This window comes from Streptomyces sp. NPDC007905 (assembly GCF_042959345.1).
Classification (GTDB): Bacteria; Actinomycetota; Actinomycetes; order Streptomycetales; family Streptomycetaceae; genus Streptomyces.
Genome location: NZ_JBIBKS010000004.1, coordinates 264,124 through 285,375 on the forward strand (window position 1 = coordinate 264,124; position 21,252 = coordinate 285,375).

A 21,252-nucleotide genomic window follows, 5' to 3' on the forward strand; every position below is an offset into this window, starting at 1 on the left:
CCGCGCTGCTGGCCGCGGGCGTCGTCATCACCTTGTATCTGCTGGTGCTGTCCCGGGGGAGCTGGCCGCCGTGGTCCATTCTGTAGCCGCGAGGCGGCCACGCCTCACCGTCCGCCTGCGCCGGGGCGCGCTGCGCAGCGCCCTGGGCACGCTGACCGCGCTGGTCCTCGCCGTGCCGTTCGTCGTCGCCTGGCGGCTCTACGTCGACCAGCGCGAGGTCACCCGTCAGGTGAGTGTGCCCGCCGCACGCGTCGACGCGGCGGCCACCGCCCGCTGGAAGGCCCTGGGAGCGCGGCTTCCGGAGCGCGCGGCGCCGGTGATCCTCACCTACCACGACCTCCATCCGCACAGCGGCAGCAGCTACGTGGTGGACCCCGCGGTGTTCGAACGGCAGCTCACGGCCCTGCAGACGGCCGGCTTCCGCACGCTCACCACCGACGAGCTCGTCACCTACCTGCTCGGCGGACCCGTACCGCCGCGCTCGGTGATGCTGACGTTCGACGACGGCACACACGGGCTGTGGACGTACGGGGACCGGATCCTCGCGCGGCACGACATGACCGCGGTCTCGTTCCTCATCACCGGACGGGTGGGGCAGCACCGGCCCTACTACCTGTCCTGGCAGGAGATCGCCCGCATGGCCCGCTCGGGCCGCTGGGACTTCGAGGACCACACGCACGACCTGCACAGCCGCACCCGTATCGGGCCGCATGGCGCACTGGGGTCGTTGCTCGCGCACCGCAGATACCTGGCGTCCACCGGCCGCCTGGAGAGCCAGGACCACTACGAACGCCGGGTGCGGGCGGACTTCACCCGGTCCCTGGAGGACTTCCCCCGGCACGGACTGCCCCGGCCCCGGCTGTTCGCGTACCCGTTCTCGGCCCTGCCGGAGAACAGCGCCTACATCGGCGACCTGATCGACCGGCTCTTCGTCGGGGCACTGACGGACAAGAGTTCCGGCCCGGAACCGGCGGGCCGCAGATCGGCGGCGCACCAGGAGTTCCAGCGACTGGAGGTGTTCGCGGACACCACACCCGACGCGCTGCTCGCGCAGGTGGCGGCCCGCACTCCGGTGCCGCCCGCGGGGGATCCGCTGCGCTTCCCGGAGCGCTGGACGGGCAGCGACTGGAAGCCGCTGGAGGGCGGCCCGGACTTCCTCACGGGTGCCGGCGGCCCCCACCCGGCCGGCCGGTACGCGTACGCCGCCTACGCGCCGTACGCCGCCACCGACTGGGACCACTACTCGGTCACCGCCGGCCTGACCGGTCTGTCCTCGCGAGGCGGCGGCGGCACGGCGTTCGCCCGGGTCGGCGGGGACGCCACCGTCGGGGTGCGGGTCTCCTACGGCACCGCCCAGCTGGTCGGCGGAGGGCCCCCCGACCGGGTCCTGGCCGAGCGCCGGCTGACGCCGGGGCCGTCCCACGAGGTGCGGATCACGGTGGACGGCGCGCGCACCGCGGCGGTGGTGGACGGCCGGGTCCGCTTCAGCCTGCCGAACGGCAGCGGGGTACGCGGCACCGGCGGCATCGCCCTGGCGCTGTCGCGCGGGGACACGGGGACGGCCTGGCCGGCGTTCCGCCACGTGGAGACCGGCCCGCTGCCCGGGGCACGCGCCGCCGGCCGCCCCTTCGACGGCCCCGCGGGCTGGAGCGACGGTGACGGCCGTCAGGCGCAGGCGGTGATCGGTGCCGGCACGGTGCAGCCGGTCGGTACCGGCGGCTGGACGTACGCCGGCTACCGGCCGGGCAGCACCGGGCACTGGTCCGGGTACACCCTGAGCACCCGGTTGACGGGGCTGGTGGAGGAGGGGCTGCACAGTTCGGTCGTCGTGCGCCGCGGCGCCCCCGACCAGCTCACCGTCCGCCTCTCGCGCGGCTGGGTCACGCTGCTGTCCGGGCCGGGCGCCCACCCCCGTACGGTGCTGTCCCGCAAACTGCCGGAGGCCGCGCAGCGGGACGTCCGGGTGACGGTCGGGGCCCACGCGACCCAGGTCCGCGTCGGCGGCGGGCTGGTGCGCGCCTCCGTCCCGGCCTCCGGCGGCACCGGCGGCATCGGGCTCGGCGCCTACCGGCATTCGCCGGCCCAGCCGTGGCCGGCCTTCGAGAACTGCGCGCTCGACGGAGGACGTACGGCATGATCCGGCAGCTCCTGCGGCGCCGCCGCGCACGGCTCCTGACCGGGGCCGTGCTCGCGTCGGCGGCGCTCGCGGGCGGACTGTCCCTGGAGGCCCAGGGCACGGCCGGCGCCCCGTCGGACTTCCGGCCCGCCTTCCCGGAACGCGGGCTCGTCACCAACGAGTTCGCGTACTGGCACCCCGACGCCCCCGGCGCCCGCCACTCCCCCGACTGGACCATGACCAGCGGCTCCCTGTTCGGGCTCGACGGCGCGGGGTGGTCGGGGCACCCCGACGGCGAGCGGCCCGACCCCGCGTCCGCCCGCACCACGGACTCCGCGGTCTTCCGGCTGGTCTCCCGGCGCCGGGACTTCGCCGACACCCGCCTGTCCCTGCGGCTGCGGCTGACCGAGCTGGTGACGACACCGCGTACCCCGGCACAGGCGTACGACGGCGTGCACCTGTGGCTGCGGTTCCACAACGAGCAGGAGTGCTACGCGGTGAGCGTGACCCGGCGCGACGGACAGGTGGCGGTGAAGCGCAAGACGCCCGGCGGCCCGTCCAACGGGGGCACCTACGTGACCCTTGCCACGGCGCCGGCCGGGCTGTCGCCGGACGTGTGGACCGACGTCGTGGCCACCGCGACCGATCTTCCCGACCACACGGTGCGCATCACGCTGGAGCTGGCGGGCCGCCGGGTACTGGACGTGACCGACGCCTCACCGGGAGACCTGTACCGGCCGGGAGGCGTGGGCATTCGCGGGGACAACACGGAGTTCACCTTCCGTGACTTCGTTGCACACTCGGAGTGACGGTGCGGCGCGAGTCGGTGACGTAAAGCGGACGAAAGGCCTACTCACGGGCAGCCCTGATCGATCATCGCTCATTTGTTACGTAAAGATTTCATCTGAGAGAAACTTCTGGCACTCAGTGCCTTGTCACATGACACGCGGTGTCATACGTTGAAAGAAGTCCGGGCGGCCGGCGCGCAGAGACCTTTCGCGCGTCGGCTGTCCCCGCAAGCCGGACGGCCTGCGCGCCCGGACGCCTGCGTCACAGGCAACCTCCCGCGCCACAAAGCGCTGCCGAAGCACCACCCGCCGAACCGACGGCATTCCCCAACCCTCAGCAGCACTCCCAACAGCACCGACGAAACCCCAGCGCCCCTCCCTCAGGGCGCTCACCGCCGGAGGCAACACCGTGACCGTGAAGGACATCCTGGACGCGATTCAGTCGAAGGACGCCACGTCCGCCGACTTCGCCGCTCTTCCGCTCCCCGAGTCGTACCGCGCGATCACCGTCCACAAGGACGAGACGGAGATGTTCGCGGGCCTGGAGACCCGCGACAAGGACCCGCGCAAGTCGATCCACCTCGACGAGGTGCCGGTGCCCGAGCTGGGCCCGGGCGAGGCCCTGGTGGCCGTCATGGCCTCCTCGGTCAACTACAACTCGGTGTGGACCTCGATCTTCGAGCCCCTGTCCACGTTCGGGTTCCTGGAGCGCTACGGCAAGGTCAGCGAGCTGACCAAGCGGCATGACCTGCCGTACCACATCATCGGCTCCGACCTCGCGGGCGTCGTCCTGCGCACCGGCCCGGGCGTCAACGCCTGGAAGCCCGGTGACGAGGTCGTCGCCCACTGCCTGTCGGTCGAACTGGAGTCCTCCGACGGCCACAACGACACCATGCTCGACCCCGAGCAGCGCATCTGGGGCTTCGAGACGAACTTCGGCGGCCTCGCCGAGATCGCCCTGGTCAAGTCCAACCAGCTGATGCCGAAGCCGGCGCACCTGAGCTGGGAGGAGGCCGCGGCTCCGGGCCTGGTCAACTCCACCGCCTACCGCCAGCTGGTCTCCCGCAACGGCGCGGCGATGAAGCAGGGCGACAACGTCCTGATCTGGGGCGCGAGCGGTGGCCTCGGCTCCTACGCCACCCAGTTCGCCCTGGCCGGCGGCGCCAACCCGATCTGCGTCGTCTCCTCGCCGCAGAAGGCGGACATCTGCCGGGCGATGGGCGCCGAGGCGATCATCGACCGCAACGCCGAGGGCTACAAGTTCTGGAAGGACGAGCAGACCCAGGACCCGAAGGAGTGGAAGCGCTTCGGCAAGCGCATCCGCGAGCTGACCGGTGGCGAGGACATCGACATCGTCTTCGAGCACCCCGGCCGCGAGACCTTCGGCGCCTCCGTCTACGTCACCCGCAAGGGCGGCACCATCACCACGTGCGCCTCGACCTCGGGCTACATGCACGAGTACGACAACCGCTACCTGTGGATGTCGCTGAAGCGGATCATCGGCTCGCACTTCGCGAACTACCGCGAGGCCTGGGAGGCCAACCGCCTCATCGCCAAGGGCAAGATCCACCCGACCCTCTCCAAGGTCTACTCCCTGGAGGACACCGGCCAGGCGGCGTACGACGTCCACCGCAACCTGCACCAGGGCAAGGTCGGCGTGCTGTGCCTCGCCCCCGAGGAGGGCCTGGGCGTGCGCGACGAGGAGATGCGCGCCAAGCACATCGACGCCATCAACCGCTTCCGGAACATCTGAGGGCCTTAGATGACAGAGCGTCAGAAGGACCGTCCGTGGCTCATGCGGACGTACGCCGGCCACTCGACGGCGGAGGCGTCCAACGAGCTGTACCGGCGCAACCTCGCCAAGGGCCAGACCGGTCTGTCGGTGGCGTTCGACCTGCCGACGCAGACCGGCTACGACCCCGACCACATCCTCGCCCGCGGCGAGGTCGGCCGGGTCGGCGTGCCGGTCTCGCACCTCGGTGACATGCGCCGGCTGTTCCAGGACATCCCCCTGGAGCAGATGAACACCTCGATGACGATCAACGCCACCGCCATGTGGTTGCTGGCGCTCTACCAGGTCGTCGCCGAGGAGCAGGGCGCTGACATCACCAAGCTCCAGGGCACGACCCAGAACGACATCGTCAAGGAGTACCTGTCCCGCGGGACGCACGTCTTCCCGCCGGGGCCGAGCCTCCGTCTGACGACGGACATGATCGCGTACACGGTCTCCCACATCCCGAAGTGGAACCCGATCAACATCTGCAGCTACCACCTGCAGGAGGCCGGGGCCACGCCGGTGCAGGAGATGGCGTACGCGATGTCCACCGCGATCGCCGTCCTCGACGCCGTCCGCGACAGCGGTCAGGTGCCGCAGGAGCGCATGGGTGACGTGGTCGCCCGCATCTCCTTCTTCGTGAACGCGGGCGTCCGCTTCATCGAGGAGATGTGCAAGATGCGGGCGTTCGGCCGCATCTGGGACAAGGTCACGCGCGAGCGGTACGGCATCGAGAACCCCAAGCAGCGCCGGTTCCGTTACGGCGTCCAGGTCAACTCGCTGGGCCTGACGGAGGCTCAGCCGGAGAACAACGTCCAGCGGATCGTCCTCGAGATGCTGGCCGTGACCCTCTCCAAGGACGCACGGGCGCGTGCCGTGCAGCTCCCGGCCTGGAACGAGGCCCTCGGCCTGCCCCGCCCCTGGGACCAGCAGTGGTCGCTGCGCATCCAGCAGGTCCTCGCCCACGAGAGCGACCTGCTGGAGTACGAGGACATCTTCGAGGGCTCCCACGTCATCGAGGCGAAGGTGAACGCCCTGGTCGAGGAGTGCCTCGCCGAGATCGACCGGATCCAGGAGATGGGCGGCGCGATGGCCGCCGTCGAGTCCGGCTACCTCAAGGCGCAGCTGGTCTCCTCGCACGCCGAGCGGCGGGCGCGGATCGAGTCCGGCCAGGAGAAGATCATCGGCGTCAACATCTTCGAGACGACCGAGCCGAACCCGCTGACGGCCGACCTGGACACCGCGATCCAGACGGTCGACCCGGCGGTCGAGGCCCGTGTCATCGAGGCGCTGCAGCACTGGCGGGACACCCGCTACCAGCCGCCCTTCAACCACCCGCGCCCGTGCAAGGCGCTGGAGCGGCTGAAGGAGGCCGCCAAGGGCACCGACAACCTGATGGCGGCCACGCTGGAGTGCGCCCGCGCCGGGGTCACGACCGGCGAGTGGGCCGGGGCCCTGCGCGAGGTGTTCGGCGAGTACCGGGCGCCGACCGGGGTCTCCTCGGCACCGGTGGCCGTCACCGCCGAGGCCGGCTCGGCACTCGGCGAGGTGCGGGCCAAGGTGGACGCCACCGCCCGCGAGCTGGGCGTCGGCAAGCTGCGCTTCCTGGTCGGCAAGCCGGGCCTGGACGGTCACTCCAACGGCGCCGAGCAGATAGCGGTGCGCGCCCGTGACGCCGGCTTCGAGGTGGTCTACCAGGGCATCCGGCTGACGCCCGAGCAGATCGTGGACGCGGCCCTCGCCGAGGACGTGCACGCGGTCGGCCTGTCGATCCTCTCCGGCTCGCACGCCCAGCTGGTGCCGGACGTACTCCAGCGGCTGCGTGTGGCCGGTGCCACAGATATACCGGTGATCGCAGGTGGCATCATCCCGAACGGTGACGCCGAACAGCTCAGGGCCGCCGGTGTGGCCGCGGTGTTCACCCCGAAGGACTTCGACATCACCGGGATCATCGGCCGCATCGTCGACGAGATCCGGAAAGCGAACAAGCTCGACCCCCTGGAGGTCCCCGCATGACCGTCAACCGCCTTCGCCCGCGCCGCTCCTGCCTGGCGGTCCCGGGAAGCAACCCCCGCTTCCTGGAGAAGGCCCAGGGCCTCCCCGCCGACCAGGTCTTCCTGGACCTGGAGGACGCGTGCGCGCCGCTCGCCAAGCCCGAGGCGCGGCACACCATCGTCAAGTTCCTCAACGAGGGCGACTGGACGGGCAAGACGCGGGTCGTGCGCGTCAACGACTGGACCACCGAGTGGACGTACCGGGACGTCGTCACGGTGGTCGAGGGCGCCGGCCAGAACCTCGACTGCATCATGCTGCCGAAGGTGCAGACCGCCCAGCAGGTCGTCGCGCTGGACCTGCTGCTGACCCAGATCGAGAAGACGATGGGCTTCGAGGTCGGGAAGATCGGCATCGAGGCGCAGATCGAGAACGCCCAGGGTCTGAACAACGTCAACGAGATCGCGCAGGCCTCTGCGCGCATCGAGACGATCATCTTCGGCCCGGCCGACTTCATGGCGTCGATCAACATGAAGTCGCTGGTCGTGGGCGAGCAGCCGCCCGGCTACCCGGCGGACGCCTACCACTACATCCTGATGAAGATCCTGATGGCCGCCCGCGCCAACAACCTCCAGGCGATCGACGGCCCCTACCTGCAGATCCGCAACGTCGAGGGCTACCGTGCGGTCGCCCAGCGCGCCGCGGCGCTCGGCTTCGACGGCAAGTGGGTGCTGCACCCGGGCCAGGTCGAGGCGTCCAACGAGATCTTCTCGCCCTCCCAGGAGGACTACGACCACGCCGAGCTGATCCTGGACGCGTACGACTACTACACGTCCGAGGCGGGCGGCAAGAAGGGCTCGGCGATGCTCGGCGACGAGATGATCGACGAGGCCAGCCGCAAGATGGCCCTGGTCATCTCCGGCAAGGGACGCGCCGCCGGCATGCAGCGCACCAGCAAGTTCGAGATTCCGGAGGCGTGAGCATGCAGTTCGGGCGCACCTACGAGGAGTTCGAGGTCGGGGCGACGTACAAGCACTGGCCGGGCAAGACGGTCACGGAGTACGACGACCACCTGTTCTGTCTCCTCACCATGAACCACCACCCGCTCCACATGGACACCAACTATGCGGAGAAGACGACGGACTTCGGCAAGAACGTCGTCGTCGGGAACTACATCTACTCCCTGCTGCTCGGCATGTCCGTGCCCGACATCTCCGGCAAGGCGATCGCCAACCTGGAGATCGAGTCGCTCAAGCACGTGGCGCCGACCTTCCACGGCGACACGATCTACGGCGAGACGACCGTGCTCGACAAGTGGCCGTCGAAGTCGAAGAACGACCGCGGCATCGTCTACGTCGAGACCAAGGGCTACAAGCAGGACGGCACCCTGGTGTGCGTCTTCCGCCGCAAGGTCATGGTGCCCACCGAGACCTACATCAAGGAGCGCGGCGGCGAGCAGCCCGGCCGCCCGGAACTGACCGCACCCGCGGAAAAGAACACGGAGAAGTAGGCCATGGCCCGTCTCGCCCAGACCGCCGGTCTGACCGACGTCCAGCAGGAGATCCTCTCCACCGTCCGGGACTTTGTCGACAAAGAGATCATCCCGGTCGCGACCGAGCTGGAGCACCGCGACGAGTACCCCCAGCAGATCGTCGACGGGCTGAAGGAACTCGGCCTGTTCGGTCTGATGATCCCCGAGGAGTACGGGGGCCTGGGCGAGTCGCTCCTCACCTACGCGCTGTGCGTGGAGGAGATCGCCCGTGGCTGGATGTCGGTGTCCGGCATCATCAACACGCACTTCATCGTGGCGTACATGCTCAAGCAGCACGGCACGCAGGAGCAGAAGGACCACTTCCTGCCGCGCATGGCGGCCGGTGACATCCGGGGCGCGTTCTCGATGTCGGAGCCGGGTCTGGGCTCCGATGTGTCGGCGATCACGTCGAAGGCGGTCAGGGACGGCGACGAGTACGTCCTGAACGGCCAGAAGATGTGGCTGACCAACGGCGGCACGTCGTCCCTGGTGGCCGTTCTCGTCCGGAGTGACGAAGGACACCCCGAGGGCACGGCGCCCCACAAGTCGATGACGACCTTCCTGGTCGAGAAGGAGCCCGGCTTCGGCGAGGTGCGCCCCGGCCTGACCATCCCGGGCAAGATCGAGAAGATGGGCTACAAGGGGGTCGACACCACCGAGCTCATCATGGACGGCCTGCGCATTCCGGCCGATCGGGTGCTCGGCGGCGTCACCGGCCGAGGTTTTTACCAAATGATGGACGGCGTGGAGGTCGGCCGCGTCAACGTCGCGGCGCGTGGCTGTGGCGTCGCTCAGCGTGCCTTCGAACTCGGCGTCCAGTACGCCCAGCAGCGTCACACTTTCGGGAAGCAGATCGCCCAGCACCAGGCCATTCAGTTCAAGCTGGCCGAGATGGCCACCAAGGTCGAGGCCGCGCATGCCATGATGGTCAACGCGGCACGTAAAAAGGACTCCGGGGAACGAAACGACCTCGAGGCAGGGATGGCGAAGTACCTCGCCTCCGAGTACTGCAAGGAGGTCGTGGAGGATGCCTTCCGGATCCACGGCGGCTACGGCTTCTCCAAGGAGTACGAGATCGAGCGCCTCTACCGGGAGGCCCCGATGCTGCTGATCGGCGAAGGTACCGCCGAGATCCAGAAAATGATCATCGGGCGCAGGCTGCTCGAAGAGTATCGGTTCCAGGGCTGATTGTCCGGGTACGGGGTGTTTTCTTCGAGAAGAAGATCACACCCCGTAGGTGGTGTTCGGCCGCCGACTCGGCTGACTGGCTTGCCCAGTTGTGGCCCGCGACCGGTACGATCCGGGAAAGCCGCCGTCCCCCGTCAGAGCGCGGCATCATCCGCTACGAAGGTCATCCATGCCCCACAGCCAAACCTCTGCACCTCGCGACCGCCAGGTCGGCGTACGCCTCGCGCGCGGAGCATCGCCGTGGCTTCTCCCGACCGTCGCCACCGCAGCCCTCAGCCTGGTCCGCGCCCGCCGCTCGGGCGTCGCCAAGGCCGTCGCCGTGCCCGCCACCGCGCTCGCGGCGGGCATGCTGTGGTTCTTCCGCGACCCCGAGCGCGACATCGCCCAGGGCCGGGTCATCTCGCCCGCCGACGGTGTGGTGCAGAGCATCATGCCCTGGAAGGACGGCCGCACCCGCGTCGCGATCTTCATGAGCCCGCTCAACGTCCACGTCAACCGCGCGCCCCTGGCGGGCACGGTGACGTCGGTCGAGCACATCCCGGGCGGCTTCGTTCCCGCTTTCAACAAGGAGAGCGAGAACAACGAGCGCGTAGTCTGGCATTTCGACACCGAACTCGGCGACATCGAGATGATCCAGATCGCCGGCGCGGTGGCCCGTCGCATCGTGCCCTACCTCCCTGAGGGGACGAAGGTCGAGCAGGGCGACCGCATCGGTCTGATCCGTTTCGGCTCGCGTGTCGACCTCTACCTGCCCGAGGGCGTGGAGGTCGCGGTCGAGGTCGGCCAGAAGACCGTGGCTGGGGTGACTCGCATTGACCGTGATTGATCCGGAGACCCAGGCGGGCTGGGTGCCCGAGGCCGACGAGGTGGACGAAGAGGAGGAGATGCCCCTTTCTCTCCGCCTCTCAATAGCGGACACCCTCACGCTCGGCAACGCGACGTGCGGCTTCATGGCGGTGTACTTCACGACCACCGGCATCCTGATCCCGCACCTCACCGGCAGCCAGGAGTCCGGCATGGCCCGCCACAGCGCGGCCACGGCGGTCATCCTGATGCTCTGCGCGGCGGTCTTCGACCTGTTCGACGGCCTGGTGGCCCGGAAGCTGCGCTCCTCCCCCATGGGCGCAGAGCTGGACAACCTGTCCGACCTGATCAGCTTCGGCCTCGCGCCCGCGTACTTCGTCCTCGTCTACGGCATGGTCGCGGACGACGCTCACCAGAGGGTGGCGGCGCTCGGGGCCATCGTGGTGCTCCTGGCCGTCGTGCTCCGTCTGGCGCGCTTCTCCTGCGTGACCATGAAGGACGGCGTGTTCCAGGGCATGCCGTCGCCGTTCGGCGCACTGACGGTCGTTTCGATCGTCCTGCTGGAGCTGCCCTTCGTGGCGACCCTGCTGGCGATCCTGGGCACCGCGTGGCTGATGGTGAGCCGTGTGGAGTACCCGAAGCCGCGGGGCCGGCTAGCCGGCGCCATGCTCTCCTGGATCGTCCTGTCCATGGGCCTCCTGGCCGCCTGGGCCTTCGACGCCCCGGGCGGTCAGCTGCTCCTCCAGACGGGCTGCGCCCTGCAGCTGGTCATGGGCGCGGTGATCCCGCTGTTCGCCACGGCGCGCCGGGTGAACAACTTCCGTGACAACCGGCGCGAGGCGCGGGCCGCGCAGCCGTAGCGCTCCACTGGGAGGGCCCCGGACCCGGGTTGGGTTCGGGGCCCTTCGCTTGTGCGGTGCTCGGCACCGGTGCAACCGCGCTGGGGGCTCGGCCCCCAGACCCCCCCGGCGCACCCGCCCACCCGTCTCGGTCGGCTTCGCGGGCCCCGTGCCAGGCCGACGCCCACCCCCGGCCCCGGGCACCTTTTCGGCCTACCGAGTCGGGTGGTGGAAGGGCATGGGCCGGGGGTCCGGGGGCGGAGCCACCAGGTACCTCAGACCAGGTGGTCCTCGGCGATGCGAACGGCGACCCGCTCCAGGATCGGCCCGGCATCCGCGATGCACTTGGCCACGTCGGGCTCGACGGACGTCAACGGGTACGCCCGTCCGATACCGGCCCGCAGCAACGCCTCCTCCGGCAGAGCGAGCCGCCCGCACACCGCGACGACGTCCTTGCCCGCGGCCCGAGCCGCCGCAGCGACCCCGGCCGGTGCCTTCCCGTGCAGGGTCTGCTCGTCCAGCGAGCCCTCGCCAGTGATCACCAGCGAGGCACGCTCCAGCGCCGGGGCGAAGCCCAGCACGTCCAGCATGATTTCGATGCCGGGGCGGAATCGGGCGCCCAGCAGCAGCGCGCCGTAGCCGATGCCGCCCGCCGCTCCCGCGCCCGGCGCCGCCGCGTGCTCCGCCGCCCGCGGCCCGGCCTCGGCCTCCAGGACCTTCGCGAAGTGGGCCAGGGCCGCGTCCAGGCTCGCCACGTCGTCCGGCGAGGCCCCCTTCTGCGGGCCGTACACCGCGGGAGCGCCCATGGGGCCGGTCAGCGGGTTGTCGACGTCGCTGGCAAGCACCAGCTCCACCGACGGCAGACGCGCATCGAGGCCGGACAGGTCCGCCCGCGCCAGGTCGGCGAGGCCGCCTCCGCCCGGCGGCACCGGCTCGCCGTCCTGGTCCAGGAACCTGGCGCCCAGCGCCGACAGCATCCCGGCGCCGCCGTCCGTCGTCGCGCTGCCGCCGACACCGAACACGATGGTCCGCGCGCCCGCGTCCAGCGCGGCCCGCAGCAGCTCCCCGGAGCCGTACGTGGAGGCGGTCAGCGGCGCGAAGACGCCGGCCGGCAGCCGCTGCAGGCCGCTCGCCTCGGCCATCTCCACGACCGCGGTGTCGCCGCGCAGCGCGAACGCGGCCGTCACCTCCTGGCCCAGCGGCCCGGCGACCCGGACCTCCCGCCGCTCGAACCCGGCCGCGACCGCCGCGTCCACGGTCCCGTCGCCACCGTCGGCCACGGGCAGCGCCTCAACCTCGAGACCCGGCACGACCCGGTGCAGCCCGGCCGTCACCCGCTCGGCGACCTGCCCGGCCGTCAGCGAGCCCTTGAACTTGTCCGCGGCGATGAGCACCCGACGGGTCTCGTTCACTGCAGCGTCCGCCACCTTGCTTTCCCCTTGCTCTCCGGGCCCCGCGCACGTCAGGGCCAGTCGCGCCGCTGCGACCTTAACCGCAGGACGCGCCCGCCGTCATGCCCCGACCGAACCCTGGGAAGCGGCTGGGAGCCGCCTTTGGAAAACGGGTAGACCCCAGCCATGACCAACCAGGGCACCGGGCCTGACCTCGCCGACCGCATCCACGGGGGCTGGCTCGGCCGGATCGCGGGCAACATGCTCGGCAAACCGGTCGAGCAGGGCGACGTGTGGACCCGCGAGCGCATCGACCGCTATCTGCGGCAGACGGCCGCGCTGCCGCTGACCGACTACCTGCCCGAGCCCGCCGACGCGGACGACGGCGCCGTACTGCGCCCGGAGTGGCGCCAGTGCGTGCGCGGCCGCATCCACGGCAGCTGCCGGGACGACGACGTGGACTACGCGATCCTGGGCCTGCACCTGCTGGAGACCCATGGCTTCGGCTTCAGCACCGAGCAGGTCGGCGACCTGTGGCTGCTCAGGCTGCCGTACCTGCAGACCTTCACCGCGGAACGGGCGACGTACCGCAACCTCGCGAACGGTCTGAAGCCGCCGCTGACGGCGACGTACGACAACCCGTACCAGGAGTGGATCGGCGCGCTGATCCGCGCCGACGTCTACGGCTGGACCTGCCCCGGCGACCCGCCGCGGGCGGCGTCGCTGGCCCGCCGGGACGCGGTGCTCTCGCACACCGGCAACGGCGTGTACGGAGCGATGTTCGCGGCCGCGCTGATCTCGGCGGCCTTCGGCGCGCGGGGTGTGCGGGAGGCGCTGGAGACCGCACTCGCCGTGATCCCGGCGAGCAGCCGGCTGGCCCGTACCGTGCGCCGGGTGGTGTCCCTGCACGAGACCCGGCTGCCCTGGGAGGAAACGCTGGCCACCGTGTCCGCGGAGACCGCCGGGCTCGGCTGGATCCACACCGTGCCGAACGCGGCGGTCCTCACGGCCGGGCTGCTGTACGGCGACGGCGACTTCACGCGCACCATCGCCCTCACGGTCCGCGGCGGCCTGGACACCGACTCCAACGGGGCGACGGCCGGCTCGGTGGCCGGGGTGCTCACCGGCGCGGCCGCCATCCCGGCCCAGTGGAGGGACCCGCTCCAGGACACGGTGCGCAGCGCGGTGTTCGGGTTCGACGGGGTACGGATCAGTGCGCTGGCCGAGCGCACCCTGCGCCTGGCGACCGCCGGCCCGTAGCCTCCGGCGCCTGGTTACCCTTCCTGAATGACCACGACAGACGACTTCGCCGCGTACATCGCCGGCCTCCCCCGAGTCCTCGCCGGTGCCGCCGCGCTCTTCCGGGACGCCGAGGGACGTGTACTGCTCGTCGACCCCAACTACCGTGAGGGCTGGGCCCTTCCGGGCGGCACGATCGAGTCGGACGACGGCGAGACGCCCCGCGAGGGGGTCCGCCGCGAGACGCTCGAGGAGATCGGCCTGGACCGGGAACCGGGCCGGCTGCTCGCGGTGGACTGGGTGGCCGGGGCGGGCCGGCCACCGCTGGTGGCGTACCTGTACGACGGCGGTGTCCTCACCGAGAGCGAGTTGAAGGCCATCCGTCTGCAGGAGGAGGAGCTGCTGTCCTGGCGTCTGGTGACCCGCGAGGAGATCCCCGGCCACCTGCCCGGCGCCCTCGGCCGCCGGGTGCTGGCCGCGCTGGACGTCCTGGCGGAGGGCGCGGGCACGGTGGAGCTGGAGAACGGCGACCGGGTGGCCTGACCGCCCGCGCGGACGGTCAGGCCCCCGTTCAGGCCGTGTGGACCGGCTGCCCGGCGACGACCGGGTGGTCGCGGTCGATCAGGCCGTGGGCGGCGGCGCCCCCGGGCGAGCCGAGGTCGTCGAAGAACTCGGCGTTCGCCGCCCGGTACCCGGCCCACTCCGGCGGGGTGTCGTCCTCGTAGAAGATCGCCTCGACCGGGCAGACCGGCTCGCAGGCCCCGCAGTCGACGCATTCGTCGGGGTGGATGTACAGGGCGCGTCGCCCCTCGTAGATGCAGTCGACCGGGCACTCCTCGATGCAGGCCTTGTCCTTGACGTCGACACAGGGCTGGGCGATCACGTAGGTCATGGCAGCTCGCTCTCCTTCTCCATCTGCTCGGCCAGCTTGAGTGCCTCGTCGATGAGCGTCTCCACGATCTTCGACTCGGGTACGGTCCTGACGACCTCGCCCTTGACGAAGATCTGTCCCTTGCCGTTGCCGGAGGCGACCCCGAGGTCGGCCTCCCGGGCCTCGCCGGGGCCGTTCACCACGCACCCCATGACGGCGACCCGCAACGGGACCTCCAGGCCTTGCAGGCCGGCGGTCACCTCGTCGGCGAGCTTGTACACGTCCACCTGGGCCCGCCCGCAGGACGGGCACGAGACGATCTCCAGCCGGCGCTGCCTCAGGTTCAGCGACTCCAGGATCTGGATGCCGACCTTGGCCTCCTCGGCGGGCGGGGCCGACAGCGACACCCGGATGGTGTCGCCGATGCCCTCGCTCAGCAGCGCGCCGAAGGCGACCGCCGACTTGATCGTGCCCTGGAAGGCGGGGCCGGCCTCGGTGACGCCGAGGTGGAGCGGGTAGTCGCACTGCTGGGCGAGCAGCCGGTAGGCGCTGACCATCACCACCGGGTCGTTGTGCTTGACGGAGATCTTCAGGTCCCTGAAGCCGTGCTCCTCGAACAGCGAGCACTCCCACAGCGCCGATTCCACCAGCGCCTGTGGGGTGGCCTTGCCGTACTTGGCCAGCAGACGCTTGTCGAGGGAGCCCGCGTTCACCCCGATGCGGATCGGGACGCCGGCGTCCCCGGCCGCCCGGGCGATCTCCTTGACCTTGTCGTCGAACCGGCGGATGTTGCCGGGGTTGACGCGGACTCCCGCGCATCCGGCGTCGATGGCGGCGAAGACGTAGCGGGGCTGGAAGTGGATGTCGGCGATCACCGGGATCGGGGACTTCCGGGCGATGGCCGGCAGTGCGTCCGCGTCGTCCTGCGAGGGGCAGGCGACGCGGACGATCTGGCAGCCGGCCGCGGTCAGTTCGGCGATCTGCTGCAGGGTGGCCCCGACGTCGGCGGTCGGGGTCGTGGTCATGGACTGGACCGAGACGGGCGCGTCACCGCCCACGGCCACGGACCCGACCTGGATCTGCCGGCTGGGGCGGCGGGGGGCGAGGCGCACCGGCACGGTGGGCACCCCGAGCGGGACGGACATGGCACGTGTCTCCTCAGTGTGGGGGTACGGCGGTGTGGGGAACGGCCGGGTGCGGTACGGCGAGGTGGGTGGGGCCGACGGCCGCGCGGCTGTACAGGAGCGCTGCCGCCAGGGTGTCGGCGATCCGGGGGGCGGTGAGTCCGGCGGCTTCGAGGACCTCGGACCGGGAGCCGTGGGCGAGGAACCGCTGGGGCAGCCCGAAGGTGCGGACGGGAGCGGGCGCCCCCGCGTCGCTCAGCGCCTGGGCCACCGCGGCCCCGGCTCCGCCCGCCCGGCCGTTGTCCTCGACGGTCGCGACCAGGCGGTGCCCGAGGCTCAGCTCCACCAGGGCCGGCGGCACCGGCTTGATCCAGCGCGGGTCTACGACGGTGACGCCGATCCCGTCCAGGGCGAGCAGCGACGCGGCCTCCAGGCAGATGCCGGCCATGGCCCCGACGGAGACGAGGAGCAGGTCCGCGTGCTCCCCCCGCCGGAGCACGTCGACCCCGACGACGGTGTCGATGGCCGGAACGTCCTGCCCCGTGGTGCCCTTGGGGAAGCGCAGGGCGGTGGGGCCGTCGTGGACGGCGACGGCCTCGCGCAGCGCGCGGCGCAGGGTGGGGGCGTCGCGGGGCGCCGCCAGCCGCAGCCCGGGGACCATGTTGAGCAGGGACAGGTCCCACATGCCGTTGTGCGAGGGGCCGTCCTCCCCGGTGACCCCGGCCCGGTCCAGGACGAGGGTCACGGGGGCGCGGTGCAGGGCGGCGTCCATGAGGAGCTGGTCGAAGGCACGATTGAGGAAGGTGGCGTAGATCGCCACCACCGGATGCATCCCGCCCAGGGCGAGGCCCGCGGCGGCGGTCACCGCGTGCTGTTCGGCGATGCCCACGTCGAGGGTGCGGTCCGGGTGGCGGGCGGCGAACTCGGTCAGGCCGGTCGGGTGGAGCATGGCCGCGGTGACGGCCACCAGGTCGGGCCGCTCGCCGCCGAGTTCGGCGAGCTCCCGGCCGAAGACCGAGGTCCAGGAGGGCGAGCCGTCACCGTCCGGCGGGCCGGGGCGCAGGGGCCGTACGGCGTGCTGCCGGTCCGTCTCGTCCTGTTCGGCGGGGGCGTGACCGCGGCCCTTGTCGGTGACGCAGTGGACGACGGCGGACCGGCCGAGGTCGCGGGCGCGGCGCAGGGCCGTCTCCACGGCCGAGATGTCGTGGCCGTCCACGGGGCCCAGATAGGTGAGTCCGAGGGTCTCGAACAGGCTGCCCGGTGTGGTCTCGCCGCGCAGTGCCGTCAGGTGTTCGGCGATGCCGCCGGTGGTGGGGCCGTAGGAGCGGGTGTTGTCGTTGAGCACGACGATCACCGGCCGGCCGGGGGCGGTCGCGATGTTGTTCAGCGCCTCCCAGGCCATGCCTCCGGTGAGCGCCCCGTCCCCGAGGACGGCCACCACGGCGCGTCCCGTGTCCCCGCGCATGCCGTGGGCGCGGGCGAGGCCGGCTGCCCAGGACAGCACGGTGGAGGCGTGCGAGTTCTCGATGACGTCGTGCGGGGACTCGGTCCGGCAGGGGTAGCCGGACAGTCCGCCGCGCTGCCGGAGCGAGCCGAGGACCCCGGCGCGGCCGGTGAGGATCTTGTGGACGTAGGTCTGGTGGCCGGTGTCCCACAGGATGCGGTCCCGGGGGGACTCGAAGACGCGGTGCAGCGCGATGGACAGTTCGACGACCCCGAGGTTGGGACCGAGGTGCCCGCCGGTGCGGGTGACGGTGTCCACCAGCAGCCGCCTGATCGGCGGGACGAGCCGGCGTACCTCCTCGGGTGACATGGCCCGCAGGTCCTCGGGCCCCCGGATGTCCTCCACGTGTGTGTCCACGCGTGACTCCTTCACGCGTGTCTCCTCTGCTGCGTTCATCGCACCTGCGCCTCGTCCGCCAGCGGTGTGCGGGGGATCCGGCCGGTGACCGGGTCGGCCAGCCTGGCCGGCATCGCGAAGACGACGTCCTCGGGCACCGCCTGCTGCAACTCGACGTTCGTGTATCCGAGTTCGGCGAGCCGGCCGAGGAGGCCGCCGACCAGGATCTCGGGCGCGCTGGCCCCGGCGCTGACGCCGATGCTCGACACGCCGTCCAGCCACGCCTGGCTCAGGTGGTCCCGGTCGGGGACGAGGTGGGCCCGGCAACCGTGCTCGCGCGCCACCTCGACCATGCGCAGTGAGTTGCTGGAGTTGGCCGATCCCACGACCAGGACCAGGTCGTGACGGCGTGCCAGGTCCTTGACGGCGTTCTGCCGGTTCTGGCTCGCGTAGCAGATGTCGTCGCCGCCGGGGGCGACGATGTCGCTGAACCGCGCGCGCAGCGCCTCGACCACCTTCGCGGTCTCGTCGAAGGAGAGGGTGGTCTGGGTGAGGAAGGCCACCGGGGTGTCGTCGGGCAGGTCGAGCCGGAGCACGTCCGCCACGGTCTCGACCACGACGGTCCGCTCGGGTGCCTCGCCGAGGACGCCGTCGACCTCCTCGTGGCCCGCGTGCCCGACCAGCAGGATGGTGCGGCGGTCGCGGGCGAAGCGCAGGGCCTCCTGGTGCACCTTGGCCACCAGCGGGCAGGTGGCGTCGATCACCTCCAGGTGCCGCCGGTCCGCGCCGGCCCGGACCGCCGGGGAGACACCGTGGGCGGAGAAGACGCACACCGCGCCGTGCGGGACGTCCTCCTCGCTGTCCACGAACACCGCGCCACGCTTCTCCAGTTCGGAGACGATGTAGTGGTTGTGCACGATCTCCTTGCGCACGTACACCGGTGCGCCGTGCAGGTCCAGGGCCCGCTCCACGATGCCGATGGCCCGCCGTACGCCGGCGCAGAAGCCGCGCGGCTGGGCCAGGACGACCTTCCCGGCCCCGTTCACGCGGCGTCACCCCCGCCGAAGCCGGGGAAGGCGACCGCCGCCGCGGTGGCGCGCTCGGTGCGGGCGTTGATCCGCAGCCGCAGCCGGCGGGGGTGGTAGACGGTGGCCAGCGGGACGGGCCGGACATCGGCGTCCGGCTCGCAGGTGATCCGCCACTTGCCGAGGATGGTGGCGAGCCCGAGGGTGGCCTCGGTACGGGCGTACAGGTCGCCGATGCACTTGCGTGCGCCGGTGCCGAACGGCATGAACGCCTGGCGGGCCAGGGGGGAGAGCCGGTCGGGGAGCCAGCGGTCGGGGTCGAAGCGGTGCTCGTCGGGGTAGGCCTCCTCGTTCAGCGCCACCGCGGCGGGGCTGAAGACGATGGTGGTCCCCTTGGGCAGGTGTTGTCCGGCGAGTTCGGTGTCGGACGCGGTGAGCCGGGTGAACAGCCAGGCCGGCGGGTGCAGCCGGAGGGTCTCGCTGATGATCCGGTCGGTCAGCGACAGGTTCGGCAGGTCGTCCCACGCCGGTGCCCGGCCGCCGAGGACGGTGTCGATCTCGTGGTACAGCGCGGCCTCGATGTCCGGGTGCTGGGAGAGCAGGTGGAAGATCCAGGTGAGGGTGCCGGCGACGGTCTCGGTGCCGGCCGCCATCACGGTGATGACCTGGTCGTGGATCTCGGTGTCGTCGAGCCGGCTGCCGTCCTCGTCGCGCGAGACGAGCAGGGCGGACAGCAGGTCGTCGTGCTCGGCGTCGTCCCGGCGGTAGTCGTCGATCAGCTGCTGGGTGGTCGCGTGCAGGTAGTCCAGGTTGCGCCGGTAGCGGCGGTTGGCCGGGGTGGGCAGGCGGCGCAGGGAGCGGGGCAGGAACATCTGCCGGAACAGCCCGTTGAGGACCGTGTCGAAGGCGCGTTCCACGCCGTCGGCGAGTTCCTTGCTGACGGGGGTGGAGTAGAGGGTGCGGGCCACCGTGCGCAGGGCCATGCCGTACAGCTCCTGGAAGGCGTCGACGACCATGCCGTCGTGCCAGCGCTCGGAGGTGGCCTCGATCTCGGCGTGCATGGCGGTGGCGTAACGCTTGAGCTGGGAGCGCTGGAAGGCGGACTGCATCAGCCGCCGCTGCCGGCGGTGGTCCTTGAACGGGCAGGTGACCAGGCCGTTCCCGGCGATGTCACGGGCCCGGTCGTAGAAGACGCCGCCCTTGTCGTAGGTGCGGTCGTTGGTCAGCACGTCGCGCAGCAGGCCCGGGTGGCAGGGCACGTACGCGGCGGTCGGACCGATCTTGATCTTCACCAGGTCGCCGTGGGCGGACAGCGACGACATGAACCGCACGGGCTGGCGCATCATCTGCAGGGCGTGGCCGACGACCGGGACCGCCCCGGGGGCCGTCCCGGCGACATAGGTCTGCTGGGGCATCGCAACCTCACATCGGGTGGGTGGTGCTCGGGTGGTGGGGACCGGCGGGTGCCGGTAAGGCGCAGCGGCTGCTGCCGAGTTCCTCGAGGTAGCCCTGGACGCTGGCGGCGACCGCGAACTCGGCGTCGTAGCGGCCCGAGGAACGGTGCCAGTCGTAGGAGCCCCGGATCACCGTGCGCACGGCGTCGTTGCGGTACCGCTCCACGGCCTCGCGTTCGGCGGCGTTCAGGTCGTAGATGTCGCACACCTTGGGCAGGCAGGTCTCCAGCAGGAGGTACTGCGAGAGGCGGGCGTGGACCTCGTCCTGCAGGTGGGCGATGCTGCGGCTCTTGGGCCAGCCGTGTTCCCGCTGCAGGATGAACACCAGGTTGTTCTGCTCGCCCCGGGCCTCCTCCTTCTCCAGCGACGCGATGTCGTTGAACATCAGGTTGACGTCGATGGCGATCTGCAGCATCGCGGAGAGCACGGCGCTGTCGAAGACGCGCTGGGGCACCTCGAAGTGCCCGGTGCTCTCGGCCATGTCCACGGTGGGCTGGACGCCGATGGTCTGCCGGCGTACGGCGAGGTACTGGGCGGCGGAGTCGTAAGGGGTGTCGTGGAAGCGGCTGGTGGCCTCGTCGACGTATCCGGTGAAGTAGTTGCGCCAGTGCCGGGCGCCGCGCGCGCACCAGGAGGGGGACATGCCCTCGCAGGTGCGGCGCCAGATGTCGGCGAAGCCGTGCGCGATGGGCGGTGCGGTGTCGGGCAGCGGGCCGTCGAGGGCGGCCGCCACCGCGTCCGTGAGCCTGCGGGTCTCCTCCGGGTCCTCGCCGCGCGGTCCGTCGAAGAGGTCGTCGAAGAGGAAGAACCACGACATGAGATCGACGCCCAGGTCGAGGTCGGCGCCGGTGGTGTGCGGGTAGAAGCGCGAGGCCAGGTCGGCGTAGGCACCGCGCAGATGGCGTTCGGCGGCGGCCTCGGTGGTGATGAGGCCCAGGGCGCGCGGCCACTCCAGCTGGTGGGCCTCGGCGCGCTGGTGGTCGGGACTGCGCCGGCTGGGCAGCGGTATTCGGAAGTCGACGTCCTGCGGCATGGTGATCTCCGTGGTGGGGGCACTGGGCGAACGGTGGTGGCGTGGGGCTGCGGGACTCGTCCCTCGGGAGGACGACCGGGCGGCGCCGCCCCACGGCGGAAGCGGATGGGAGAGGGGGCCGCGGGCCACGCTGCCCACGGCCGGAGCCGGGCTCCGGGGCGACGCCGCCCGCGGAGCCGGGCCTGCCCGGTGACACCGTCGCCCTCGGGGGCGGGGGGTGTGACGACGGGCCCTGGCCCTGAT

General features: G+C 71.3%; 18 protein-coding genes. 11 read left to right on the forward strand and 7 right to left on the reverse strand.

Annotated features, from left to right (window positions below; translation table 11 throughout):
- The first annotated feature begins 70 nt into the window (after positions 1–70).
- The 9 genes from ACFZDC_RS09905 (at position 71) to pssA (ending at position 11,053) form a co-directional block, all read left to right on the forward strand.
- A complete protein-coding gene (locus tag ACFZDC_RS09905; protein WP_391321991.1) occupies positions 71–2,137 on the forward strand; it encodes a polysaccharide deacetylase family protein in 2,067 nt (688 codons plus the stop codon).
- Positions 2,134–2,925, forward strand: a complete 792-nt coding sequence (locus tag ACFZDC_RS09910) for a hypothetical protein (RefSeq protein ID WP_391321993.1) — start codon at positions 2,134–2,136, stop codon at positions 2,923–2,925. The genes ACFZDC_RS09905 and ACFZDC_RS09910 overlap by 4 nt, the downstream gene beginning before the upstream one ends.
- A 394-nt stretch (positions 2,926–3,319) precedes the next feature.
- Positions 3,320–4,657 (forward strand): crotonyl-CoA carboxylase/reductase, encoded by a 1,338-nt coding sequence (gene ccrA, locus ACFZDC_RS09915; protein ID WP_391322199.1) that lies wholly within the window; start codon positions 3,320–3,322, stop codon positions 4,655–4,657.
- Between the two features lie 9 nt (positions 4,658–4,666).
- Positions 4,667–6,694 (forward strand): methylmalonyl-CoA mutase family protein, encoded by a 2,028-nt coding sequence (locus ACFZDC_RS09920; protein WP_391321995.1) that lies wholly within the window; start codon positions 4,667–4,669, stop codon positions 6,692–6,694.
- The gene (locus ACFZDC_RS09925; protein ID WP_391321996.1) at positions 6,691–7,650 is read left to right on the forward strand and encodes an aldolase/citrate lyase family protein; all 960 of its coding nucleotides are present in this window, start codon (positions 6,691–6,693) and stop codon (positions 7,648–7,650) included. Before ACFZDC_RS09920 ends, ACFZDC_RS09925 begins: the two co-directional genes overlap by 4 nt.
- A gap of 2 nt (positions 7,651–7,652) precedes the next feature.
- Positions 7,653–8,180, forward strand: a complete 528-nt coding sequence (locus ACFZDC_RS09930) for a MaoC family dehydratase (protein WP_067303517.1) — start codon at positions 7,653–7,655, stop codon at positions 8,178–8,180.
- Between the two features lie 3 nt (positions 8,181–8,183).
- Positions 8,184–9,389, forward strand: coding sequence for an acyl-CoA dehydrogenase family protein (locus ACFZDC_RS09935; RefSeq protein WP_391321998.1), 1,206 nt, complete (start codon positions 8,184–8,186; stop codon positions 9,387–9,389).
- Positions 9,390–9,558: 169 nt separating this feature from the next.
- Complete coding sequence (locus ACFZDC_RS09940) at positions 9,559–10,215, forward strand: phosphatidylserine decarboxylase (RefSeq protein WP_391322000.1); 657 nt, start codon at positions 9,559–9,561, stop codon at positions 10,213–10,215.
- Between the two features lie 22 nt (positions 10,216–10,237).
- Positions 10,238–11,053, forward strand: a complete 816-nt coding sequence (pssA, locus tag ACFZDC_RS09945; RefSeq protein ID WP_391322201.1) for a CDP-diacylglycerol--serine O-phosphatidyltransferase — start codon at positions 10,238–10,240, stop codon at positions 11,051–11,053.
- 254 nt (positions 11,054–11,307) lie between these two features.
- On the opposite strand, the gene ACFZDC_RS09950 is transcribed toward pssA, so the two are convergent.
- Positions 11,308–12,444: a glycerate kinase gene (locus tag ACFZDC_RS09950; protein ID WP_391322002.1), complete on the reverse strand. Its 1,137-nt coding sequence runs from the start codon at positions 12,442–12,444 to the stop codon at positions 11,308–11,310.
- A 165-nt stretch (positions 12,445–12,609) separates the two neighbouring features.
- Here ACFZDC_RS09950 and ACFZDC_RS09955 point away from each other — a divergent pair, with 165 nt between their 5' ends.
- Both ACFZDC_RS09955 and ACFZDC_RS09960 read left to right on the forward strand, forming a co-directional pair.
- A complete protein-coding gene (locus tag ACFZDC_RS09955; protein WP_391322004.1) occupies positions 12,610–13,683 on the forward strand; it encodes an ADP-ribosylglycohydrolase family protein in 1,074 nt (357 codons plus the stop codon).
- 27 nt (positions 13,684–13,710) lie between these two features.
- A complete protein-coding gene (locus tag ACFZDC_RS09960) occupies positions 13,711–14,205 on the forward strand; it encodes an NUDIX domain-containing protein (RefSeq protein WP_391322006.1) in 495 nt (164 codons plus the stop codon).
- 28 nt (positions 14,206–14,233) lie between these two features.
- On the opposite strand, the gene fdxA is transcribed toward ACFZDC_RS09960, so the two are convergent.
- The 6 genes from fdxA to ptlA are packed head-to-tail and all read right to left on the reverse strand — an operon-like array spanning position 14,234 to position 21,009.
- On the reverse strand, positions 14,234–14,554 hold the full coding sequence (gene fdxA, locus ACFZDC_RS09965; RefSeq protein ID WP_391322008.1) for a ferredoxin: 321 nt from the start codon (positions 14,552–14,554) through the stop codon (positions 14,234–14,236).
- Complete coding sequence (gene ispG / locus ACFZDC_RS09970) at positions 14,551–15,678, reverse strand: flavodoxin-dependent (E)-4-hydroxy-3-methylbut-2-enyl-diphosphate synthase (RefSeq protein ID WP_391322010.1); 1,128 nt, start codon at positions 15,676–15,678, stop codon at positions 14,551–14,553. The genes fdxA and ispG overlap by 4 nt, the downstream gene beginning before the upstream one ends.
- A gap of 13 nt (positions 15,679–15,691) precedes the next feature.
- Entirely contained in the window at positions 15,692–17,557 is a 1,866-nt protein-coding gene (locus ACFZDC_RS09975; protein WP_391322012.1) for a 1-deoxy-D-xylulose-5-phosphate synthase, read from the reverse strand.
- Positions 17,554–18,543, reverse strand: coding sequence for a 4-hydroxy-3-methylbut-2-enyl diphosphate reductase (ispH, locus tag ACFZDC_RS09980; RefSeq protein ID WP_391322014.1), 990 nt, complete (start codon positions 18,541–18,543; stop codon positions 17,554–17,556). The genes ACFZDC_RS09975 and ispH overlap by 4 nt, the downstream gene beginning before the upstream one ends.
- Positions 18,540–19,937 carry a pentalenene oxygenase gene (gene ptlI / locus ACFZDC_RS09985; protein WP_391322016.1) on the reverse strand — a complete coding sequence of 466 codons (1,398 nt, stop codon included), beginning with the start codon at positions 19,935–19,937 and terminating at the stop codon, positions 18,540–18,542. The genes ispH and ptlI overlap by 4 nt, the downstream gene beginning before the upstream one ends.
- 7 nt (positions 19,938–19,944) lie before the next feature.
- Positions 19,945–21,009: a pentalenene synthase gene (gene ptlA / locus ACFZDC_RS09990; protein ID WP_391322019.1), complete on the reverse strand. Its 1,065-nt coding sequence runs from the start codon at positions 21,007–21,009 to the stop codon at positions 19,945–19,947.
- Between the last annotated feature and the right edge of the window lie 243 nt (positions 21,010–21,252).